General features: G+C 67.9%; 17 protein-coding genes and 1 tRNA gene. 8 read left to right on the forward strand and 10 right to left on the reverse strand.

Going from position 1 to position 21631, the window contains the following annotated elements; genetic code table 11:
• Positions 1-18: 18 nt before the first annotated feature.
• Genes FHS55_RS19740 through FHS55_RS19750 form a run of 3 tightly spaced genes read right to left on the reverse strand, consistent with a single transcriptional unit; the run spans position 19 to position 4906 of the window.
• Positions 19-1140 carry an ABC transporter permease gene (locus tag FHS55_RS19740; RefSeq protein ID WP_183191510.1) on the reverse strand — a complete coding sequence of 374 codons (1122 nt, stop codon included), beginning with the start codon at positions 1138-1140 and terminating at the stop codon, positions 19-21.
• A 2-nt stretch (positions 1141-1142) separates the two neighbouring features.
• Positions 1143-3854 (reverse strand): ribosome-associated ATPase/putative transporter RbbA, encoded by a 2712-nt coding sequence (gene rbbA / locus FHS55_RS19745; RefSeq protein WP_183191511.1) that lies wholly within the window; start codon positions 3852-3854, stop codon positions 1143-1145.
• Positions 3851-4906, reverse strand: a complete 1056-nt coding sequence (locus FHS55_RS19750) for an HlyD family secretion protein (RefSeq protein ID WP_183191512.1) — start codon at positions 4904-4906, stop codon at positions 3851-3853. Before FHS55_RS19750 ends, rbbA begins: the two co-directional genes overlap by 4 nt.
• A gap of 410 nt (positions 4907-5316) precedes the next feature.
• On the opposite strand from FHS55_RS19750, the gene FHS55_RS19755 reads away from it, so the two are divergent.
• The 6 genes from FHS55_RS19755 (at position 5317) to FHS55_RS23870 (ending at position 11874) form a co-directional block, all read left to right on the forward strand.
• Positions 5317-6300 (forward strand): zinc-dependent alcohol dehydrogenase family protein, encoded by a 984-nt coding sequence (locus FHS55_RS19755; protein WP_183191513.1) that lies wholly within the window; start codon positions 5317-5319, stop codon positions 6298-6300.
• A gap of 100 nt (positions 6301-6400) precedes the next feature.
• Positions 6401-8779 (forward strand): phosphoketolase family protein, encoded by a 2379-nt coding sequence (locus tag FHS55_RS19760; RefSeq protein WP_183191514.1) that lies wholly within the window; start codon positions 6401-6403, stop codon positions 8777-8779.
• Between the two features lie 129 nt (positions 8780-8908).
• Complete coding sequence (locus FHS55_RS19765) at positions 8909-9181, forward strand: PepSY domain-containing protein (RefSeq protein WP_183191515.1); 273 nt, start codon at positions 8909-8911, stop codon at positions 9179-9181.
• Positions 9181-9744 (forward strand): cytochrome b/b6 domain-containing protein, encoded by a 564-nt coding sequence (locus FHS55_RS19770; RefSeq protein ID WP_183191516.1) that lies wholly within the window; start codon positions 9181-9183, stop codon positions 9742-9744. Before FHS55_RS19765 ends, FHS55_RS19770 begins: the two co-directional genes overlap by 1 nt.
• Positions 9745-9764: 20 nt before the next feature.
• Positions 9765-10457: a response regulator gene (locus FHS55_RS19775; RefSeq protein WP_183191517.1), complete on the forward strand. Its 693-nt coding sequence runs from the start codon at positions 9765-9767 to the stop codon at positions 10455-10457.
• 1 nt (position 10458) lies between these two features.
• Complete coding sequence (locus FHS55_RS23870; protein WP_343056293.1) at positions 10459-11874, forward strand: ATP-binding protein; 1416 nt, start codon at positions 10459-10461, stop codon at positions 11872-11874.
• Here the strand turns inward: FHS55_RS23870 and FHS55_RS19785 are convergent.
• Both FHS55_RS19785 and FHS55_RS19790 read right to left on the reverse strand, forming a co-directional pair.
• The gene (locus tag FHS55_RS19785) at positions 11858-12673 is read right to left on the reverse strand and encodes a DUF72 domain-containing protein (protein WP_183191519.1); all 816 of its coding nucleotides are present in this window, start codon (positions 12671-12673) and stop codon (positions 11858-11860) included. The two genes, FHS55_RS23870 and FHS55_RS19785, sit on opposite strands and share 17 nt — an antisense overlap.
• 82 nt (positions 12674-12755) lie before the next feature.
• Positions 12756-13226, reverse strand: coding sequence for an Lrp/AsnC family transcriptional regulator (locus tag FHS55_RS19790; RefSeq protein WP_183191520.1), 471 nt, complete (start codon positions 13224-13226; stop codon positions 12756-12758).
• A 127-nt stretch (positions 13227-13353) separates the two neighbouring features.
• Between FHS55_RS19790 and FHS55_RS19795 the strand changes: the two genes are divergently transcribed.
• Positions 13354-15720, forward strand: a complete 2367-nt coding sequence (locus tag FHS55_RS19795; protein WP_183191521.1) for a transketolase — start codon at positions 13354-13356, stop codon at positions 15718-15720.
• 147 nt (positions 15721-15867) lie between these two features.
• On the opposite strand, the gene FHS55_RS19800 is transcribed toward FHS55_RS19795, so the two are convergent.
• The 3 genes from FHS55_RS19800 to FHS55_RS19810 form a co-directional block, all read right to left on the reverse strand.
• The gene (locus FHS55_RS19800; RefSeq protein ID WP_183191522.1) at positions 15868-17073 is read right to left on the reverse strand and encodes an NAD-dependent formate dehydrogenase; all 1206 of its coding nucleotides are present in this window, start codon (positions 17071-17073) and stop codon (positions 15868-15870) included.
• A gap of 277 nt (positions 17074-17350) precedes the next feature.
• Positions 17351-18286 carry a LysR family transcriptional regulator gene (locus FHS55_RS19805; RefSeq protein ID WP_183191523.1) on the reverse strand — a complete coding sequence of 312 codons (936 nt, stop codon included), beginning with the start codon at positions 18284-18286 and terminating at the stop codon, positions 17351-17353.
• A gap of 56 nt (positions 18287-18342) precedes the next feature.
• On the reverse strand, positions 18343-19296 hold the full coding sequence (locus tag FHS55_RS19810; RefSeq protein ID WP_183191524.1) for a CHAD domain-containing protein: 954 nt from the start codon (positions 19294-19296) through the stop codon (positions 18343-18345).
• Positions 19297-19448: 152 nt separating this feature from the next.
• On the opposite strand from FHS55_RS19810, the gene FHS55_RS19815 reads away from it, so the two are divergent.
• A tRNA-Met gene (locus tag FHS55_RS19815) sits at positions 19449-19525 on the forward strand.
• Here FHS55_RS19815 and FHS55_RS19820 read toward each other — a convergent pair.
• Entirely contained in the window at positions 19482-21179 is a 1698-nt protein-coding gene (locus FHS55_RS19820; RefSeq protein WP_183191579.1) for a recombinase family protein, read from the reverse strand. The genes FHS55_RS19815 and FHS55_RS19820 overlap by 44 nt on opposite strands.
• A gap of 25 nt (positions 21180-21204) precedes the next feature.
• Positions 21205-21630: a hypothetical protein gene (locus FHS55_RS19825; protein WP_183191525.1), complete on the reverse strand. Its 426-nt coding sequence runs from the start codon at positions 21628-21630 to the stop codon at positions 21205-21207.
• Position 21631: the final 1 nt, after the last annotated feature.

A 21631-nucleotide genomic window follows, 5' to 3' on the forward strand; every position in this document is an offset into this window, starting at 1 on the left:
GGGAACGGGCGCGGGCGGCTATTGCGCCGCCTGCAGCGCCTTGCGGAAGCGCAGCACGGCCAGGAAGAAGAAGGCTCCGCCGATGGCGACGAGCGCCAGCAATTGCGGCCAGATCACCGATAGTCCCGCGCCGCGATAGAGAATGGCCTGCGACAGCGCGACGAAATGGGTGGAGGGCGAAAGCTGCATCACGTTCTGCAGCCAGACCGGCATGCTCTCCATCGGCGTCGTCGAGCCCGACAGCAGGTTCATCACGATCAGGACCGGCATGACGATGAGGCCGAACTGCGCCATCGAGGTCGAGACGGTGGCGACGAGGATGCCGAGCGCCGTCACCGAGAACTGGTAGACCACCATCGCCGCGACAAAGAGCGGTACCGAGCCCTGCACCGGCACGCCGAGCAGGCGCTCCACCACGAAAACCAACGACAGCGTCGCGGCGATGACGATCACCATGCCGTTGGCCCAGATCTTCGCCAACATGATCTCGATGGGCGTCACCGGCATTACCAGGAGATGTTCGATGGTGCCGTGCTCGCGCTCGCGGATCAACGCCGCGCCAGCGAGGATCACCGCCAGCATGGTGACGTTGTTGATCACCTGCATCACCGCCGTGAACCAGGCCGATTGCAGGTTGGGATTGAACCGCGCGTGCACGACCACGTTGATCGGATCCGTCGTCGCCGCACTCGGCACGGCGGCCAGCACCTCCTGGATGAGGATGTTCTGGATGTAGGAGGCGCCGTTGCCCGCCTGCGACATGGCGGTGGCGTCGATGTCCAGCTGGATGGTCGGGGTGCGGCCGGCGATCACGTCATGCTCGAACTGGGGCGGGATCGACACCACGAAGACGAAGCGGCCCGAATCCATGGCCGGGCCGACCTGATCGGCGCCGATCAGCACCGGCTCCTTGAAGAAGGGCGCGATCAGCGCATCGCGCAGCCGGCGGGACAGCGCGGTCTGGTCCTCGTCCACCACCGCGACGGCGGCATTCTCGACCTCGAACTTGGCGCCGGAAGCGACCGTGTAGATGGCGATGGTGAAGGTGTAGACGATGAGCGCGGCCAGCACCGGGTCGGCCTTGAGGCTGTAGAGTTCCTTGATGCCGAGGCGGAAGATGCGGGCGAGACGGACAAACATGCTCAGGCGCTCCGCTTGCGCAGGGCGAGCATCGCCGCGCCGATGAAGCCGAGCGCGAACAGGAAGATCACCACGATATCCAACCACAGATCGGCCAGGCCCAGCCCCTTGGCGAAGACGCCGACACTGACCGGCTGGTACCACGCCGCCGGGAAGGCCAGGCCGATCAGCCGCGCCCCGCCCGACAGCGAGGACACCGGCACGAGAAGACCGGAGAAGTTCACCGAGGGAATGATGGCGATGATGGCGGTGGCGAAGATCGCCGCCACCTGGCTCTGCACGAAGCTCGACACGAACAGGCCGAAGCCGGTGGTCGCCAGCACATAGGCCAGCGAGCCGAGCACCAGCGTGGGCAGCGAGCCCTTCACCGGCACCTCGAACACGAAGCGCGCCACCAGCACCAGAGAGACGAAGCTGACAAAGGCGATGACGGCATAGGGCAGCTGCTTGCCGAGCAGGAATTCGACGCGGGTCACCGGCGTCGACTGGAAATTGGTGATGGAGCCGCTTTCCTTCTCCTTCACCACCCCCAGCGCGGTCATGATCGCCGGGATCAGCACCAGCATCAGCACGATGACGCTCGGCACCATGGCGTTCACGCTCTTGAACGCCTGATTGTAGCGGTAACGCGGCTCGATGGTGATGGGATAGACCGACGTGTCGCGGCCGGTGGTGCGCAGCCGCGCATCGGCCAGGTAGCTTTGGGCGATGCCCTGCACATAGCCACGCGTCGTCTCGGCGCGGAAGGGCATGGCGCCGTCGACATAGACGCCCAGCTCGGGCTGGCGCCCGCGCAGGAGGTCGCGGCCGAAGCCGGGCGGCACCTCGATGGCGAGCGTGAGTTCGCCGTCCTTCATACGACGGTCGAGCTCATCGGGCGAGGTGATCGGCGCGTGAAGCTGGAAATAGCGCGAGCCCTCGAAGGCCTCCAGCACTTGCCGGCTCTGCGCGCTGCCGTCCTGGTCGAACACCGCATAGGGCAGGTTCTCGACGTCGAAGGAAATGCCATAGCCGAAGGTGAGCATGAGCAGGATCGGCCCGAGGAAGGCGAAGGCGAGCCGCGCCCGGTCGCGCAGGATCTCCAGCGATTCCCGCCGCGCATAGGCCCAGAGCCGGCCGGCATCGAAGCGCCGCACCGGCATGGGCGCTGCCGCCGGCCGCTGGCGCAGTTCCACCGCGCCCTCGGTGCGGCCCATGCCGGCCTCCTCGAGGGCGGCAATGAACACTTCCTCCAGCGTCGCCATGCCGCGCGCGGCCTTCAGCTCTTCCGGCGTGCCGATGGCGAGCACCTTGCCCGCATGCATCAGCGAGATGCGGTCGCAGCGCTCGGCTTCGTTCATGAAATGGGTGGAGAGAAAGATCGTCACCCCATCCTGACGCGAGAGTTCGATGAGGGTGCGCCAGAAATTGTCGCGCGCCACCGGGTCGACGCCGGAGGTCGGCTCGTCGAGAATGAGGATCTCCGGCTTGTGGATCACCGCCACGGCAAGCTGGAGGCGCTGGCGGATGCCGAGCGGCAGGCTCTCGGGGCGCATGTCCGCCACGTCCGCGAGGTCAAACCGCGCCAGCATCTGCCCGACGCGGCCCTCCACGTCGGCGATTTCGAACAGCCGGGCATGCAGCACGAGGTTCTGCCGCACGGTCAGTTCGCCATAGAGCGAGAAGGCCTGCGACATGTAGCCGACCCGCTTGCGGGTCGCCATGTCGCCGCCCAGCAGCGGCGCCCCGAACAGCCTTGCCTCGCCCTCGCTCGCCGGCAACAGGCCGGTGAGCATCTTCATCGTGGTCGACTTGCCCGAGCCGTTGGAGCCGAGGAAGCCGAAGATCTCGCCCTTCTCGATGCGGAAATCGACATGGTCGACAGCGACGAAATCGCCGAACCGGCAGGTGAGCCCGGTCGCCTCGATGGCCGGCGCGCCATCATGCATCTGGCGCGGCAGATCGGGAATCGGCGCGGCATCGGCGCGCTCGGCTTCCGGCAGCAGCGCGACGAAGGCCGCCTCCAGCGTCGGAGCGCCGGCCTGCCGGCGAATGTCGTCGGGCGAGCCGGTGGCCAGAACGCGCCCGGCATTCATCGCCGCCAGCCAGTCGAAGCGCTCGGCCTCCTCCATATAGGCGGTGGCGACGATGACGCTCATGCTCGGCCGGCGGGCGCGCAGCCGTTCCATCAGCTCCCAGAACTGGCGACGCGACAGCGGATCGACGCCGGTGGTCGGCTCGTCGAGAATGACGAGGTCGGGATCGTGGATCAGCGCGGCGCAGATGCCGAGCTTCTGCTTCATGCCGCCGGAGAGCTTGCCCGCCGGCCGGTCGGCGAAGGGGGCGAGTCCGGTGGCGCCGATCAGCTCGGCGATACGCTCGGCGCGCTCGCCCGCGTCCTGGCCGAACAGGCGGGCGAAGAAATCGAGATTCTCCGCGACGCTGAGCGTGGGGTAGAGGTTGCGCCCCAGTCCCTGCGGCATGTAGGCGATGCGCCCGCCGGCCTCGCGGCGCCAGCCCGCGCGGGCCATGTCGCCACCCAGCACCTCGACCGTGCCGGCCTGGATGCGCGTCACGCCGGCCGCCAGCGAGAGGAGGGTGGACTTGCCCACGCCATCGGGACCGATCAGCCCCGCCATGCAACCGGCCGGAACGGACAGGTCGATACCGTCCAGCGCGATGGCGCGGCCGTAGCGATGCGCCACGCCCTTGAGCGCGATGACCGGCCCGCTCATTGCGGCAGCTTCACCGCCAGCGCCTCGGGCCAGGTGGCCGTGGTCGCGGTGCGCACATAGGCGACGCCGCGCACGCCGGTCTTCACCCGATCCTCATATTGCTTGAGCAGATCGGAGGCGATGCGCAGCTTCACCCGGAACATCAGCTTCTCGCGCTCGTCATCGGTCTCGACCGATTTCGGTGTGAACTGCGCGCCGGAGGCGACGAAGCTCACCGTGGCGGGGATCACATATTCCGGCGCGGGGTCGAGCACGATGCGCGCCTCGTCGCCCATCGCGAGGCGCCCGGCGACGCGGGCGGGCACGAAGACGGTCATGTAGACGTCGGAGAGATCGAGCAGCGTGACGATGGGCGCGCCGGCCGCCACCACCTCGCCCGAGCGCACCAGCTTGTATTCGACGCGGCCGCGGCGGGGTGCCTTCAGGGTCGAATCGTCGATCTGCGACTGAATCCGCGCGACATCGGCGCGGGCGGCATCGGCGGTGGCCAGCGCCGCCTCGAGCGCGGCCTGCGAGGCCTTGAGCCCGGCCTCGGCGACGTTTAGCTCGCTCTGGCGTGTATCGGCGGACTGGATGGTGCCGTAACCGCTCTGCTTGAGCTTGGAGGCACGCTCGAATTCCTGCTGGGCGAGCAGGCGCTGGCTCTCGCGCTGGGCGATCGCCGCCTCGGCCTCGGCGACCGATTTCTCGGCGGCGCGTACCTGCGCCTCGGTGCCGGCGAGCTGGGCCGCGAGTTCCACCGTGTCCATGCGGGCGACCGTCTCGCCCTCGTCCACCGTCTGGCCTTCCTCCACCAACACCTGCGCCACGCGGCCGGCGAGCTTGGAGGCGACGAGCACCTGCTCGGATTCGATGCGCCCGTTGGTCATGAAGATGTCGGCCGGGAGCTTGTGCCCGGTCAGCTTGTCCACCAGCGCCTGCAACCGGGCCCCCAGGCCTCCCGTCTCCTGCGCCGATGCGGGAGGCGCGAGGCCGAGCCCCAGAATGACAATGACGGCGGCACGCACTGCGAAAGCAGCCGTCTTTTCGCCTCGACCGAGCCACGCGCTCATCAGGCCTCCCAGGAACGATAGAGCCTGCGATGCGGAACCGCATCGCATCTTCACAGCCGATCCCGCCCCCGCAGCTTCGCCGCGACAGGATTGAACCATGCGCAGGAGCGCATAGCCAGACAGCAATCGGGCCAAGGCCGCGCCGTGCCGCCCTCCACCCTGGCTGTTGGGATCGGGCCGCGATCCTAGGTCGTCGGCGGGGGCCGGCATTGACCATGATCAACGGCGGCCGCACCGCAGCATGCGATAGGTTCCCCGCCGTCGCTTGGCTTCATTCGCCGGCTAGCGATTTCCCGCGGCGCCGCGCCCCCGAGCGTCTCGGCGTTTGGTCTTCGCAGCACTTGCCCGGATAATGAGCCGATGTCGTGTGTGCCCAGCCTGTCGCCAACGCTGCCGCCGAGGATGTCACGATGAGAGCCATGGTCCTCCATGCCTATGGAGAGGCGCTGCGCCCCGAGGAGCGCGCGCTGCCGCAACCCGGCGCCGGCGAGATCCGCGTGCGCGTGGAGGCCTGCGCGGTCTGCCGCACGGACCTGCACGTGGTCGACGGCGAATTGCCGCCGGGCAAGCTGCCCGTCATTCCCGGCCATGAGATCGTCGGCATCGTCGAGGCGCTGGGCGACGGCGTCGCCGCGCCGATGGTGGGCACGCGGGTCGGCATTCCCTGGCTCGGCCATACCTGCGGGGTATGCCCCTATTGCGCCGGCCATCGCGAGAACCTGTGCGACGACCCGCTCTTCACCGGCTACACGCGCGACGGCGGCTTCGCCACCCATGTGGTGGCCGACGCCGCCTATTGCTTCCCGCTGGACGGGTTCGACGACCCTGTCGCTGCCGCGCCGCTGATGTGCGCGGGGCTGATCGGCTGGCGCACGCTGAAAATGGCCGGGGACGCGCAGCGCATCGGCATCTACGGCTTCGGCGCCGCCGCCCATCTCATCGCGCAGGTCTGCCGCTGGCAGGGCCGCGAGGTCTATGCCTTCACCCGCGCCGGCGACCGACAGGCGCAGCAGCTGGCGCTGTCGCTCGGCGCGCACTGGGCCGGCGCCTCGGAAGACGCCCCGCCTGCGAAGCTCGACGCCGCGCTGATCTTCGCGCCGGTCGGCGCGCTGGTGCCGGTCGCGCTGCGGGCGCTCGCCAAGGGCGGGCGGGTGGTGTGCGGGGGCATCCACATGAGCGACATCCCGCAATTTCCCTATTCCATCCTGTGGGAGGAGCGGCAGGTCGTCTCGGTCGCCAACCTCACCCGCGAGGACGCGCGCGAATTCCTCACCCTCGCGCCGCAGGCCGGCATCCGGGCGACCACCACGACCTACAGGCTGGAGCGCGCCAACGAGGCGCTGGCCGACCTGCGCGCCGGCCGTTTCCAGGGCGCGGCGGTGCTGGTGCCGTGACCTGCGCGCACCGTGACCTGCGCGTGCCGTGACGTGCGCGTCATGCGCCCTATCTAGTCTTCAACCCGCTTTTGCGACTGAGCCGTAACAGGAGAGACCGATGGCCGCCGAACCGACCACGACGGACACGCTGACGCCCGAACTGCTCACCCGCATGAACGCCTGGTGGCGAGCGGCGAATTATCTCTCGGTCGGGCAGATCTACCTGCTCGACAACCCGCTGCTACGCGAAAAGCTGACGCTCGACCACGTCAAGCCGCGCCTGCTCGGCCACTGGGGCACGACGCCGGGGCTGAACTTCATCTATGTCCATCTCAACCGGGTCATCCGCGATACCGATTCCAAGGTGCTGTTCATCGCCGGCCCCGGCCACGGCGCGCCGGGCGTGGTGGCAGCGACCTATCTCGAGGGTACCTATAGCGAGCTTTACCCCGACATATCCCGGGACGAGGAAGGACTGCGGCGGCTGTTCCGCCAGTTCTCGTTCCCCGGCGGCATTCCCAGCCATGCCGCGCCGGAAACGCCCGGCTCGATCCATGAGGGCGGCGAGCTCGGCTATTCGCTGAGCCACGCCTATGGCGCGGTGCTGGACAATCCGGACCTGATCGTCGCCTGCGTGGTGGGCGATGGCGAGGCCGAGACCGGCCCGCTCGCCACCTCCTGGCACGGCAACAAGTTCCTCAACCCGGTCGGCGACGGCGCGGTGCTGCCGATCCTGCACCTCAACGGCTACAAGATCGCCAATCCGACGGTGCTGGCGCGCATCAGCCCCGAGGAACTCAAGAGCCTGCTGCAGGGCTATGGCTACGACCCGATCTTCGTCGAGGGCGAGGATCCCGATCCCATGCACCACGCCATGGCGGGCGCGCTGGACGAGGCCTTCGCCAGGATCGCCGCCATCCAGAAGGCCGCGCGCGAAGAGGGCGAGACCGAGCGCCCGCGCTGGCCGATGATCGTGCTGCGCAGCCCCAAGGGCTGGACCGGCCCGAAGACGGTCGACGGCAAGAAGACGGAAGGCTTCTGGCGCTCGCACCAGGTGCCCTTCTCCGACATGTCGAAGCCCGAGCACCTCACCCTGCTCGAAGACTGGATGAAGAGCTACCGGCCCGAGGAGCTATTCGACGACGACGGCCGGCTGCGGCCGGAGATCGCCGCGCTGGCACCCGAGGGCGAGCGGCGCATGAGCGCCAACCCGCACGCCAATGGCGGCGCGCTGCGCCGGCCGTTGCGCCTGCCGGACTTCACCGATTATGCGCTGGACATTCCCCATCCCGGCGCGGTGGAGGCGGAATCGACCCATGTCATGGGCGTCTTCCTGCGCGACGTGATGAAGGAGAACCTCGCCTCCCGCAACTTCCGCGTGTTCGGCCCCGACGAGACCGCCTCGAACCGGCTGCAGGCGCTGTTCGAGGTGACGGACCGCGCGTGGAATGCGCAGACCTTCTCCTATGACGACCACCTCGCGCTGAACGGGCGGGTGACGGAGATCCTCTCCGAGCACATGTGCCAGGGCTGGCTGGAGGGCTATCTCCTCACCGGCCGGCATGGGCTGTTCTCCTGCTACGAGGCGTTCATCCACATCATCGATTCGATGTTCAACCAGCATGCGAAATGGCTGAAGACGGCGGGCGAGGTGGAATGGCGCCGGCCCATCGCCTCGCTCAACTATCTCCTCACCTCGCATGTCTGGCGGCAGGACCATAATGGCTTCAGCCACCAGGACCCCGGCTTCATCGACCATGTGGTGAACAAGAAGGCGGACATCGTGCGGGTCTACCTGCCGCCGGACGCCAACACGCTGCTCTACGTCACCGACCACTGCCTGCGCTCATGGAACCGGGTGAACGTCATCGTCGCGGGCAAGCAGCCGGCGCCGCAATGGCTCGACATGGACGCCGCCATCAAGCACTGCACGCAGGGCATCGGCCTGTGGGAATGGGCCAGCAACGACCATGGCGGCGATCCCGACGTGGTGCTGGCCTGCGCCGGCGACGTGCCGACGCTGGAGACGCTGGCCGCCACCAGCCTGCTGCGCGAATTCTTCCCCGACCTCAAGGTGCGCGTCGTCAACGTGGTCGACCTGATGACGCTGCAGCCGAAATCCGAGCACCCGCACGGGCTCTCGGACGCCGATTTCGACGCGCTGTTCACCAAGGACAAGCCGGTGATCTTCGCTTATCACGGCTATCCCTGGCTGATCCATCGTCTCGCCTACCGCCGCAACAATCACAACAACATGCATGTGCGCGGCTATGTCGAGGAGGGATCCACCACGACGCCCTTCGACATGGTGGTGCGCAACCGGCTGGACCGCTTCCACCTCGTCGCCGACGTGCTGGACCGCGTGCCCAAGCTCGCCGGCCAGGTCCATGCGCGGCAGGCGATCCGCGACAAGCTGACCGAACACGCGCGCTATATCCGCGCCCATGGCCTCGACCTGCCGGAGGTGCGCGACTGGCGCTGGCCGGGCGGGGAGTGATCCCCTCCCCGCCACCCGCCTGTCCGCCGGCACAATCTGTGCCGGCGGACAGGCGGGCGACAGCTTGGCTCCTCTAGGTTCCGGTCGATCGATGCACACCGCCGATCGCCTGGACCTAAGGAACCACTCATGCGCAAACTCGTCGCCGGCCTCGTCGCCGTCTCCGTTCTCGCCCCCGTCGCCGCGTTCGCCGGCCCGGTCTGCACCACCGAAGCCAAGGACAAGTGGCTGACCGAGGAGGCCATGAAGGCCAAGATCAGCGAAATGGGCTACCAGAAGATCAAGACCTTCAAGGTCTCTGGCAGCTGCTACGAAATCTACGGCTACACCAAGGACGACAAGAAGGCCGAGGTCTATTTCAACCCGGTCACCGGCGCGGTCGTGAAGTCCGAAATCGACTGATGACGCGAAACGCGGCTGAGGCCGGGGCGGTTGCCGCCCCGGCCGCGGGCATGGACGTCCGGGTCTGGGATCCGGTCGTGCGCCTGTTCCACTGGACCGTCGTCACCGGCTGCGTCCTCAATCTTTTCATCCTGCCGGAGGGCAAGCTGGCGCACCGCTATGTCGGCTATGCCGTGGCGGGCGCGCTCGTCGTGCGGCTGATCTGGGGTTTCATCGGCACGCGATATGCCCGCTTCTCGGATTTCGTGCCCACCCCCGCGCGCCTGCGCTCCTATCTGGCGGCGCTCGCCAAGGGCCGAGAGCCGCGCATGCTCGGGCACAACCCGGCGGCAGCGGTGATGATGCTGACGCTCATGGCACTGCTGGCCAGCGTCGCCGTCACCGGCTGGATGACGACGCTCGACGCCTTCTGGGGCGAGGAGTGGCTGGAGGACCTGCACGGCACGCTCGCCAATGGCATACTCGTGCTCGCCCTCCTTCACGCGGCTGCCGCGCTGGTGGAGAGCTGGCGCCACCGCGAGAACCTCGTATGGTCCATGGTCACAGGCCGCAAGCGGCCGTAACAACGCGCATGTGAGGGGCCGTGAGACTTCTCCTCGTTGAGGACAGCGCGCGGCTGCGCGATCTGGTGGGCGAGACCATTCGCGGCGCCGGCTGGCGGCTCGATGCCGTCGGCAGCGTGGCGGAGGCGCAGGAGGCGCTGGCCACCACGCGCTACGACCTCGTTCTGCTCGATCTCGGCCTGCCGGACGGCGACGGGCTGGCGGTGATCCGCGACCTGCGCCGTGCCCGGGATCCGACCCCCGTGCTGGCGCTCACCGCCCGCACGGCGGTGGACGAGCGCATTGCCGGCCTCGACGCGGGGGCCGACGACTATCTCGGCAAGCCGTTCAACAATGGCGAATTGCTGGCCCGGGCGCGCGCCCTGCTGCGCCGCGCGCCGCTTGTCGCCGATCCGGTGCTGGAGACCGGCGCGCTGCGCTTCGACCCCGCCACCCAGGAGGCAAGCTGCGCCGGCGAGGTCATCGCCCTTGCCCCACGCGAGCGGGCCGCGCTGGAAATCCTGCTGCGCCATGCCGGCCGGGTCACGCCCAAGCGGGGGCTGGAGGCGATGCTGTCGGAATTCGACGGCGAGACCAGCCCCAATGCCATCGAGCTGGTACTCTCGCGGCTGCGCCGCAAGCTGGCGCCCTATGAGACCAGCGCGGCGATCGAAACCGTGCGCGGCGTCGGCTACATGCTGCGCGAGACCCGCGCCGATACGGGGGAGGCCTGACGTGCCGAGCCGGAGCGAGCGACGGGCACGCCCGCTCGGCCGCATTCTCGCCGGCCGCATCATCGCCTTCGCGATGCTGGCGATGCTCGCCCAGCTCGTCGCCGTGCTCGTGGAATATGCGCGGGATCCCGAGAACCTCGCCCGCCTCGTGCTGGAGCGCGAAAGCGCCGAACTCGCGCAAGGGTTGACGCATGACGACACCCGCCTCGGCTTCCAGCTGCCCGAGGCGCTGGCGGCGCGCTACGGCACGGCGAATTCCGGCTACATGGCGCGCGTGCGCACCGCCAGCGGGGTAGTGCTGTTCTCCCATTGCGACGCGGACTGCGCCGAGCATTTCCTCCCGCTCGACCTGCACCCGCCGACCTTCTGGATCCGCACGCTGGTGCCGGGCTATCCGCTGACCTTCGCCGGCGGCCACACCTTCAACCCCGGCGACCATGTCGTCTTCATCGAGATCGCGGTGACGGGCGACCCGCAGGGCGCCATGTGGGGCGTGCTGGTGGAGGAAGTGCTCGACCACATGCTGGTGCCGATGAGCCTGACTCTGCTCTTCGTGCTCGGCGCCACGCTGCTGTCGCTGCGCGCCGCGCTCCGCCCGGTCGCCGCGGCCGCGCGGCAGGCGGAGCGGCTCGACCCGCTCGGCACCGATGCCCGGCTCGACGCGGAGGGCATGCCGCGCGAGATCGCCCAGCTCGCCGGCGCGGTGAACCGCTCCTATGCCCGCACGCGCGAATTGATGGCGGCGCAGAAGCTTTTCACCTCCGCCATCGCCCACGAGATCCGCACCCCGCTCGCGGTGATCCGGCTGGAGCTGGAAAGGCTGGACCACCCGGCCGCCCGGCGCGCCACCGCCGAGCTCGACGAGCTCACCCATTTCGTAGAGCAGCTGGTAACGCTTGCACGGCTGGAAGCCTCCGACCGCTCGGGCTTCGTGCCCATCGACCTCGCCACGCTGGCGGAGGAGACCGTCTCAACGCTGGCGCCCTTCGTCTATGCCCACGGCGCCAGCATCGCGCTGGAGGTTGTCCCGGCCCCGCCCGTGCTTGGCCAGCCAGCCCTGCTGAAGGACGCCGTGCGCAACCTGATCGAGAACGCGGTGCGCCATGGGGCGGCGGGAGCCGGCGGGCCAAGCACGGGCGGGGGCGGGGCCGGAATCGCCATCGTCGTGTCCACCGATGCGGGGCCGGGCCTCACCGTCAGCGATGACGGCATCGGCTTCACGCCCGCCGATCCGGCCGCCGGCGGCGACGCGCCGGGACACTACAAGCGGGCCGGCGGGCTCGGCATCGGGCTGGAGATCGTCCGCCGCATCGCCCTGCTGCATGGCGGCAGCGTCGCGATATCGGGCAATGCCCCGCACGGCGCACGCGTGCGCATCGCGCTGCCGCCGGCCGACCCGCTCACACCCGCTCGATAAGCGCCATGGCGGCGGCGGGATTGCGGACTTTGTGCCCGCTGATGACGAACAGGAACACGTCGCGCGGCGTCACCGGTGCCGGCGGCGCGAGGAGCCGGTCGGCGAGCGCGGCCGGCGTTTCGCCCGTGGCCCAGGCCTTCGCCGCGGCCGCCCAGCCGTCCAGCGCCTGCGGGCCATAGCCGAGCGCCTCCTCCTCGCGCGTGCCCATGATCCGCGCATAGACGAAGGGCGCCGTGACATCGGCGATGCACGGATGCTCGCTGTCGCCGGCGAATATGATGGCGACGCCGTAGGCCCGCGCCAGCGCCACGAACTCCGCCGACGCGAAGCTCTCGTGCCGCACCTCCACCGCGTGGCGAAGCGCGATGCCCTCGATGCTTGTCGGCAGCAGCTTCAGGAAGCCCTCGAAATCGGCGGGATCGAACTTCTTGGTGGCCATGAACTGCCAGTTCACCGGGCCGAGCTTGTGCTTCAGTTCGCTCACCCCGCTGCGGAAGAAGCGCTCGATCGATTCACCCGCCTCGCTCAGCACCCGGCGATTGGTGGTGAAGCGCGGGCCCTTGAGCGTGAAGACGAAATCGTCCGGCGTCTCCGCGAACCATTTGGCGAAGCTCTCGGGCTTCTGCGAGCCGTAATAGGTGCCGTTGATCTCGATGGCCGTGAGCTTCGAGCTCGCATGTTCCAGCTCGCGCTTCTGGGCGAGGCCCTCGGGGTAGAAAGCGCCGCGCCACGGCTCGAAGGTCCAGCCGCCGACGCCGATGCGGATCTGCCCGTGCCGTGCCTGCCCATGCTGTGCCATGACGGCCTCGCTCGCCGGTGTGAGGGGCGGCAGGATAGGAGCGCCTCCGCCACCCGGCAACCCGATCCCGCCCCCTGCCCGACTACTCGATCGGCAGCGCCTGCGCGTGCTTCACCTGGCTCAGCGCGAAGCTCGATTCGATGGAAGCGACGCCTTCCAGCCGGGTCAGCGTGCGCTTGAGGAAGGCCTCATAGGCCGGCAGGTCCTTCACCACGATGCGCAGGAGATAATCGCGCTGGCCGGTCATCAGGTAGCATTCCACGATCTCCGGCCAGCGCAGGATCGCCCGCGAGAAGCGGTCCAATTCGTCCTCGCGCTGGCGCTCCAGCCGGATGGAGGCGAACACGCTGATCGGCAGCCCGACCTTCTGCTGGTCCACCACCGCGACATAGCCCTTGATGACGCCCGACGCCTCCATCTGCCGCACCCGCCGTGCGCAGGGCGAGGGCGACAGGCCGACCCGCGTGCTGATCTCCTCCATGGTCGCATGCGCGTTTTCCTGCAGCGCGGCGAGAATTCGGCGGTCAATCGCATCCAGCGTGTGTTCTGCCATGTCGAGCCATCTTGGGCACATATTCTGGTGTTTCCAGCCAATGCTGGCCGTGCCGACAGCCCATAACAGCTGCATTCGCCCGCGCCGCCAAGGTATTTTCGTCCAACTGCAAGCGGGAGAGACATAAATGTCCGCGGGACGGGTGGAAATCCTCGAGGAACTGGAACGCAAGGTGCGCTGGCTGGCGACCTGGACGATCCATAACGCCAACCATGTGCGAACCAACAGCGACGGGCTGAAGGTGGGCGGCCATCAGGCCTCCTCCGCCTCGCTCGCCACGATCATGACCGCGCTCTATTTCGCGGCGCTCCGGCCCGAGGACCGGGTGGCGGTGAAGCCGCATGCGAGCCCGGTGTTCCACGCCATCCAGTACCTGTTCGGCAACCAGACCCGCGCCAAGCTGGAGAATTTCCGCGGCTACAAGGGCGCGCAGTCCTACCCCTCCCGGACCAAGGACGTCGATGATGTCGACTTCTCCACCGGCTCGGTGGGGCTCGGCGTCGCGCAGACGCTGTTCGCCGCGCTGGTGCAGGACTATCTGCGCGCCAAGGAGCTTCTGGGGGCAGATCTCGGTCCGGCTCGGCCCGAGGGCAAGATGGTCGCGCTGGTCGGCGATGCCGAGATGGACGAGGGCAACATCTTCGAGGCGCTGCTGGAGGGCTGGAAGCACGGCCTGCGCAACACCTGGTGGATCGTCGACTATAATCGCCAGAGCCTCGACGCGGTGGTGCGCGAGGGGCTGTGGGAGCGGTTCGAATCGATCTTCCGCAATTTCGGCTGGGATGTCGTCATCCTGAAATATGGCCGGCTGCAGCAGGCCGCCTTCGCCGAGCCCGGCGGGCAGGCTCTGCGCCAGTGGATCGATACCTGCCCCAACCAGCTCTATTCGGCGCTGACCTTCCAGGGCGGCAAGGCCTGGCGCAAACGCCTGATGGACGAGATCGGCGACCAGGGTCCGGTCGCGGCGCTGATCGAGGCCCGCTCGGACGAGGAACTCGCGGCGCTGATGGCCAATCTGGGCGGCCACGATTTGCCCTCGCTGCTCGCCGCCTTTGAGGAGGCGCGCGCGCATGACCGGCCGGTCTGCTTCATCGCCTACACCATCAAGGGCTTCGGCCTGCCGCTCGCCGGGCACAAGGACAACCATGCCGGGCTGATGACCGCGACCCAGGTGGAGAAGCTGCGCGCCGAGCATCAGGTGCGCACGGGCCATGAATGGGACCGCTTCGAGGGCCTCTCGACACCGCCCGAGACGCTGGACGCCTTCCTCAAGGCCGCCCCGTTCAACGCGCGCGGCGCACGGCGCTACCAGGCGCCCGCCATCGCGGTGCCGGCCACGCTGCACGTGCCGCTGCAGGCCGCGATGTCGACCCAGCAGGGCTTCGGCCTGCTGCTACATGAGATCGCCAAGCAGGACACCGCGTTCGCCAGCCGCATCGTCACGACCTCGCCCGATGTCACCGTCTCGACCAATCTCGGCGCCTTCGTGAACCGGCGCGGCCTGTTCGCGCGTGAGGAACTGGCCGACACGTTCAAGCGCGAGCGCATTCCCTCGACCTATAATTGGGAATTCTCGCCCAAGGGCCAGCACATGGAGCTCGGCATTGCCGAGATGAACCTGTTCATCATGCTCTCGGCGCTCGGCCTGTCGCATTCGCTGTTCGGCGAGCGGCTGCTGCCGGTGGGCACGCTGTACGATCCGTTCATCGAGCGCGGGCTCGATGCGCTGAACTATGCCTGCTACCAGGATGCGCGCTTCATCCTCGCCGCCACCCCCTCCGGGGTGACGCTGGCGCCGGAAGGCGGGGCTCACCAGTCCATCGCCACGCCGCTGATCGGCATGGCGCAGGACGGGCTCGCCAGCTTCGAGCCGGCCTTCGTCGACGAACTCGCGGTGATCCTGCGCTTCGCCTTCGCGCACATGCAAGAGGAGGACGGCGGCTCCACCTATCTGCGCCTGTCCACCCGCACCATCGAGCAGCCCAAGCGGACAATCAATGCCGGCCTCGCCGGCGACATCGTCAAGGGCGGCTACTGGATGCGCCCGCCCGGCCCGAACGCGCAGGTCGTGGTCGCCTATACCGGGGCGCTGGCGCCCGAGGCGATCGCGGCGGTCGGGCTCATGGCCGAGGACCGGCGCGATGTCGGCCTGCTCGCCATCACCTCGGCCGATCGTCTTCATGGCGGCTGGACCGGCGCGCAGCGGGCGCGCGAGGAGGGCGACCCGTCGGCGCACAGCCATGTCGAGACGCTGCTCGCCGCGGTGCCGCACGATTGCACGCTGATCACCGTGATCGACGGCCATCCCGCCACGCTCGGCTGGCTCGGCGCGGTGTGGGGCCACCGCACCCGCGCGCTCGGCGTCGAGCATTTCGGCCAGACCGGCACGCTGCAGGATCTCTATCGCCATTACGGCATCGACGCCGAGGGCATCGCCCGCGCCGCGCAGGCCATCGCCCCCGGCCGACCGATCCGCCATCTGCGGGCGGTGTGAGGCCGCGTCATCGCCAAAGAAAAACGCGCCGGCCTTCGCGGGACCGGCGCGCAGTTTGCCAGACGCTCGCCAGCCAGACTGGCAGCCGAGCGCGTTGGGAAGGCACGGTGCGCGCCGTCCGAAGGACGCGCACCGCGGGGATGACGGTCAGCCCGCCTTCTTGAATTTGGCCGCCTCTTCCGAGCCGCCGGTCGCGTTGCCCTTGGAATAGGAATGCGCGCCGGTGCCGGCGAGCGCGCCGCCCTGCACGATGAGGTATTCGTCGCGGATCGGCCGCCCCTCGAAGAAGGCCTCCAGGATTTCGCGCGTGCCGGCGGCATAGCGGGTCTGGGCGGTCAGCGACGTCCCGGACATGTGCGGGGTCATGCCGTTCCACGCCATGGTCCGCCAGGGGTGATCGGCGGGCGCGGGCTGCGGGAACCACACGTCGCCGGCGTAGCCAGCGAGCTGGCCGTTCTCGAGAGCGCGGGCGATCGCATCGCGGTCGCACAGCTTGCCGCGAGCGGTGTTGACGATATAGGCGCCGCGCTTGAACAGCTTCAGCGTCTCCTCATTCACCATATGCTCGGTTTCGGGATGCAGCGGACAGTTGAGCGTCACCACATCGCAATGCGGATACATGTCCTGCGGGGTGTCGTGCCAGGTGAGGTTCAGCTCCTTCTCCACCGCTTCGGGCAGGCGGTGACGATCGGTGTAGTGGAGCTTCACGTCGAACGGCGCGAGGCGGCGCAGCACGGCGAGGCCGATGCGCCCGGCGGCGACGGTACCCACGCTCATGGCTTCGAGATCGTAGGAGTGCTTTACGCAATCGGCGATGTTCCAGCCGCCCTTGCGCGCCCAGTCATGCGCCGGGAGGTAATTTCGCACCAGACCGAGGATCATCATCACCACATGCTCGGCGACGCTGATCGAGTTGCAGTAGGTGACTTCCGCCACCGTGATGTTGCGGTCGATCGCCGACTGGAGATCGACATGGTCCGAGCCGATGCCGGCGGTGAGCGCGAGCTTGAGGTTCCTGGCCTTGGCGATGCGCTCGGGCGTCAGGTAGGCCGGCCAGAACGGCTGGGAGATCACCACGTCGGCATCCACCAGTTCCTTCTCGAACACCGAATCCGGGCCATCCTTGTCGGAGGTCACCACCAGCGTGTGGCCGTTGGCTTCGAGATAGGTGCGCAGGCCGAGCTCGCCCGACACCGAGCCGAGCAGCGTGCCGGGCACGAAATCGATCGCCTTCGGAGTCGGCAGGGTCTGGCCGCCGGGATAATGATCGATCTTCGGCAGGTCGTCGCGGGCATAGGTCGTGGGGTAGCCGTCAACCGGATCGTCGTAGAGAACGCAGACAACCTTGGCCATGGAACATCTCCTCTCGTCAGGGTGAGCGGGGACGCTTCCGCCGCGGGTGGCGGCAGATGGCTCAGCTTGCAAAGCCGGATCCTTCAGAACGGCCGCCCTTGCGGCGCGCCGCCTGATACCCCGCGCACAGCGCGACGGGCGTCCTCCACATCGGCCGGCGTGCGGCGTGATCCCTGCCGCTTCGCCGTCGACCGTCATACAATGAGGAATTAGGGCGCCCGGCTCAAATTGAAAGGGGCGAAGAATCAATAGACAGAACCGATCAACACCCCATCACTTAAAAGATATTCTCAATCGAACCTGACCCGTCCCGCGCTTCGTCCCGAGCCTCGCGCGTCATCGCCCGCACCAGTTTCAGCAGCGCGCCGGCCACCGGGCTCAGGGGATCGCGCTCCGACAGAACCAGGCCGATCGGCTGGGTGCGCACCGGCTCGACCAGTTCGATGGCGATGAGGTCGCTGGCATTGCCGAGGCCCTTGAAGCTCGCCTCGGGCACGATGCTGGTCCACGGCCCGCGCCGCACGAAGCTCCACACCCCCATGAAGGAATTGGTCTCGATCGCCGGCTGCGAGGCAAGCCCCGCCTCGGCCATCACCTGATCGATGATGCGCCGGTTCTGCATGTCGGGGGTGAGCAGGCACAGCGGCTGCGCCGCAGCTTCCGCCCAGCGCAGCGTGCGCCGGCGCGCCAGCGGGTCACCGGCCCGCGTCACGAACACGTAGCGCTCGGTATAGAGCGGCACGCGGCGCACCCGGTTGAGCGGCTCGTTGTCCAGATAGGTGATGCCCGCATCGAGATCGAGTTCGTCGAGCCCGCGCTGGATCGCCGCCGAGTTCAGCGTGAGCATCTGCACCGTCACCTCCGGATGCCGGTCGCGGAAGGGCGCGAGCAGGGCCGGCGCGGCGGCCGTCGCGGCGGGAATGGCGCCCACCCGGAGCGTGCCGCTCAGGCGGCCCGAGGGGTCCGCCCGCTCCTGCCGCAGGCTCGCGTAATCCGCCGCGATCTGCCGCGCCCAGGCGAGCACTCGCTCCCCCTCGGCGGTGAAGCCGAGAAAGCGGTGGCCGCGCACCACGATGGGTAGGCCGAGTTCCTCCTCCAGCTTGCGGATGCCGGCGGAAAGCGTCGGCTGCGAGACATGGCACGCCGCCGCCGCCCGGCCGAAATGCTTCTCGCGGGCCAGCGCGACCAGATAATTCATCTGCCGGACGAACATCCGCCCCTCCTGTGACGCGCGCCGGGTGGCGCGGGCGGCCGTATCTATTCCCGATCCTATACAGGATCGAAATAGGCCGCGAGGCGCCGGCGGAAGGCTTTCGGCGTTTCGGCGAACAGCCGGGCGTGCTGGCGCATCCCGGTGCGCACCAACTTCGCCTGACGAATCTCGATCGAAGCGGCGAGCGCGGCGCGCCAGGCCGGCTGGGTCGTCGGCTGGGACTCGCTGGATTCGGCGCGGGAGGCACGGCGCGGGGGCAGCGCCTGCAGATCGTGCAGCAGAACCGCGTGATCGTGATGCGTGCCGAGCCGGTCGCGCAGCTTCTGCAACTCGTTCACCCAGAATGTGCCCATCGCCGGCCAGGCCTCGCTTGCCAGCTCCATCTGGTAGCGATGGGCGACGACGGCCTTGCGCAACGCGTGCAGGCTCTCCGGGTCGGCGGCATCGACCCTGCCGCCCAGCCGCCGGGCACGGGCATATTCCACCGTCATCGCGTCCAGCATGCGCCGCAGGCCAAGCGGGCCTGCCAGATCCCGGGCGCCGGTGGCGCATGCCTCGATCAGCGCGGACAGTTCCGCGCGGTGCCGGCCGAGGCCCGCCTCCTGTCCGTCCGCGCCACGCGGCGCCAGCGCGCGGCTGGCGGCCCCGCGCACCGCCGGGGCGATGAGTTCCTGCTCGACCAGATCGTCGAGCGCCTCGCGCCGCGCGGCGGCATCACGCGTCACCGACAGCCGGCCGGCGGCGGTGCCGAGCGCCCGGCCGAGCCCGCGGGCGGCGGCGCGCTCCTCGCGTCCGCCGGCATGGCGGACAAGGCGCAGCAGCGCCCGCAACCGCTTGAACGCCTTGCGCATTTCATGCACCGCCTGCACCGGCTCGGTGATGTCGAGCGCTCCCCGCGCCTGCCCCGCCGCGTCGCCCAGCGCCCGCGCCAGCGCCGACATCGCGGCCTCAAGCTCCGCCGCGCTCTCGGGCGTCGATGACGCGGAGCCGCCATGCACAAGATCCGACATCGGCATTTCCTTTGTTATTTTAACGGCTTGCAGGCAACTTGCCGGCCAGGCGCGACGTTCCCATGACAAAAAGTACCCCATGCCCCTTTCCTTTGGCCATCCGGATTGCTAGATACCCCTCGTCGGCGGCGCCCAACGCCTTCCGGCTCTGACGCGGGGTGGAGCAGCCCGGTAGCTCGTCAGGCTCATAACCTGAAGGCCGCAGGTTCAAATCCTGCCCCCGCAACCACTGATACCGACAAACCCGCAGCCTCGGCTGCGGGTTTTGTTGTTTTACCGGTCTTTCCGATGGCCTGGCGCTCGGTCCATTCGAGGATGGTGCGCAGTTCGCCGTGCAATGCCGCGAACATCTCGCCTCGTTCATTGCCGGGCGTGAGCACGATCCGCTCGATCAGCATCCGCAAAGCTTCCGCCGCCTGAGGCCTTTCTTCCGGCCTGTTCAGCGCGTGGGTCAGAGTCGCGACCTTGCTCGCATAGATGACCGCGGCCCTTGCCAGCATGTCCGGCACGTCGTTGGGGACATCGACCAGTAACTCCGAAAGCTCCTTCTTTCGGGCCTCCAATGTGTCCATTTCGGCCTTCATGCTCTCATGGAACATCCCAGCCTTGATGGCCTCGATGATGCCCCTGATCTGCTTCTCCACCTTGACCAGCTCGGCTTTCCAGGCGTCGCCATTCGAGCGGCGTTCCCGATTGAGCCGGTTCGTCTCATCGGCATAAGCGCGCATCGCCTCTGCCGCGACCTCAGGTGCCATCATCCGGCCCTTGAGACCGGCCAGCACGCGGCGCTCCAAGTCCTCGCGCGGGATCGTCCGGCTGTTGGAGCAGCTACCCTTGCTGATGTGGTTTGAGCAAGCGAAGCGGTCGGATCCGCGCATGGAGTACGGGCCACCACAGCAGCCGCAGAATATCAGCCCCGAGAGCAGCGACTTCGGCCGGCGGCCGCCGTTCAATCGATTCTTGGTATGGTGATCACGGATGGCCTCGGCGACATTCACGTACTTCTCGGTGATCTCGCCTTGCCGCTCGCGCACGGCTTGCCACAGCTCGTCGTCGACGATTCGCAGTTCAGGGACGTCCTTGGCGATCCATTCCGACTGCGGATTCATCCGCGAGACCCGCTTCCCGGTTGACGGGTCTTTGACATATCGAAGCCGGTTCCAGAGCAAGCGGCCGATATAGAGCTCATTGTTCACGAGACCGGTTCCGCGTTTGACGTGACCGCGGATCGTTGTATCGCTCCACAGTTTGCCGCTCGGGCCGGGAATGCCCTCCTCGTTCAGTCGGCGCGCAATTGTGCGCGGACCGACACCCTCCGCGAACTCGCGAAACACACGTCGAACAATGTTGGCTTCGAGCTCGTCGATCTCACGGTCTCCTCGAACGGGATTGCCGTATGTGTCGAGCCTTTTCACCACCTTGTAGCCGTAGCAAAGCCCACCGCCCGACTTGCCGTCCTCGATCCGACCACGAAGTCCGCGATGCGTCTTGGCGGCAAGGTCCTTGAGGAAAAGCGCGTTCATCGTGCCCTTCAGGCCGACGTGCAATTCGCTGATTTCGCCCTCGGCCAATGTGACGATCGGCACGCCGGCGAACTTTAGATGCTTGAACAGCGTCGCAATGTCGGCCTGGTCGCGGCTGATGCGGTCCAGCGCCTCCGCCATCACCACATCGAATTGTCCCGCCTGCGCGTCCTGCAGCAACATCTGGATGCCAGGTCGCAGGATCATGCTGGAACCGGAAATCCCTGCGTCCTTGTAAGTGGCGACCACGTTCCACGTGTCGCGCCTCGCCTGCTCACGGCAGAGGCGAAGCTGGTCTTCGATTGAGGCTTCCCGCTGATGATCTGAGGAATAGCGGGCATAGAGCGCGACGCGGGTCATAGACCTTCCTTTCGTGTCTCCATGGTCAGCGGCGGACGGCACCACTTTTCTTCGCTCGTGCCAGTTCGAGGAAGCTGGCCTTGATTTTCGCGAACAGCCCTGGCGGGATGAATCCGTAGCTGAACTCACCCGGTTTGCCAGGAACCGGCGACAGCCCGCCATTCGGCCATTCGTCGATATTGTGCTCCGATACGATCACCCAACTCGGCTCGCTGTCGAGGCCGATAGCCTCTTTCACCTTCGCCGGAATCTCGATCCCCACCGTATCGCCGGACGGCGGCGTATGGGTGATCGGCAGCAACACTACATAGCGAGGGCGCACAGGGGAATCGGTCGCGGCGACGAGGCACGTCGGGCGATCCTTGCCTTGATCGCGGCCAGCAGCTGCCTCGTGCGTCCAGAGGTAGTCATAGCGGAGAATGAGGCCGGGCTTTGGTTCGGGAAACGCCACG

Origin of the sequence: Ancylobacter tetraedralis (assembly GCF_014195655.1) — a bacterium.
GTDB lineage: Bacteria > Pseudomonadota > Alphaproteobacteria > Rhizobiales > Xanthobacteraceae > Ancylobacter > Ancylobacter tetraedralis.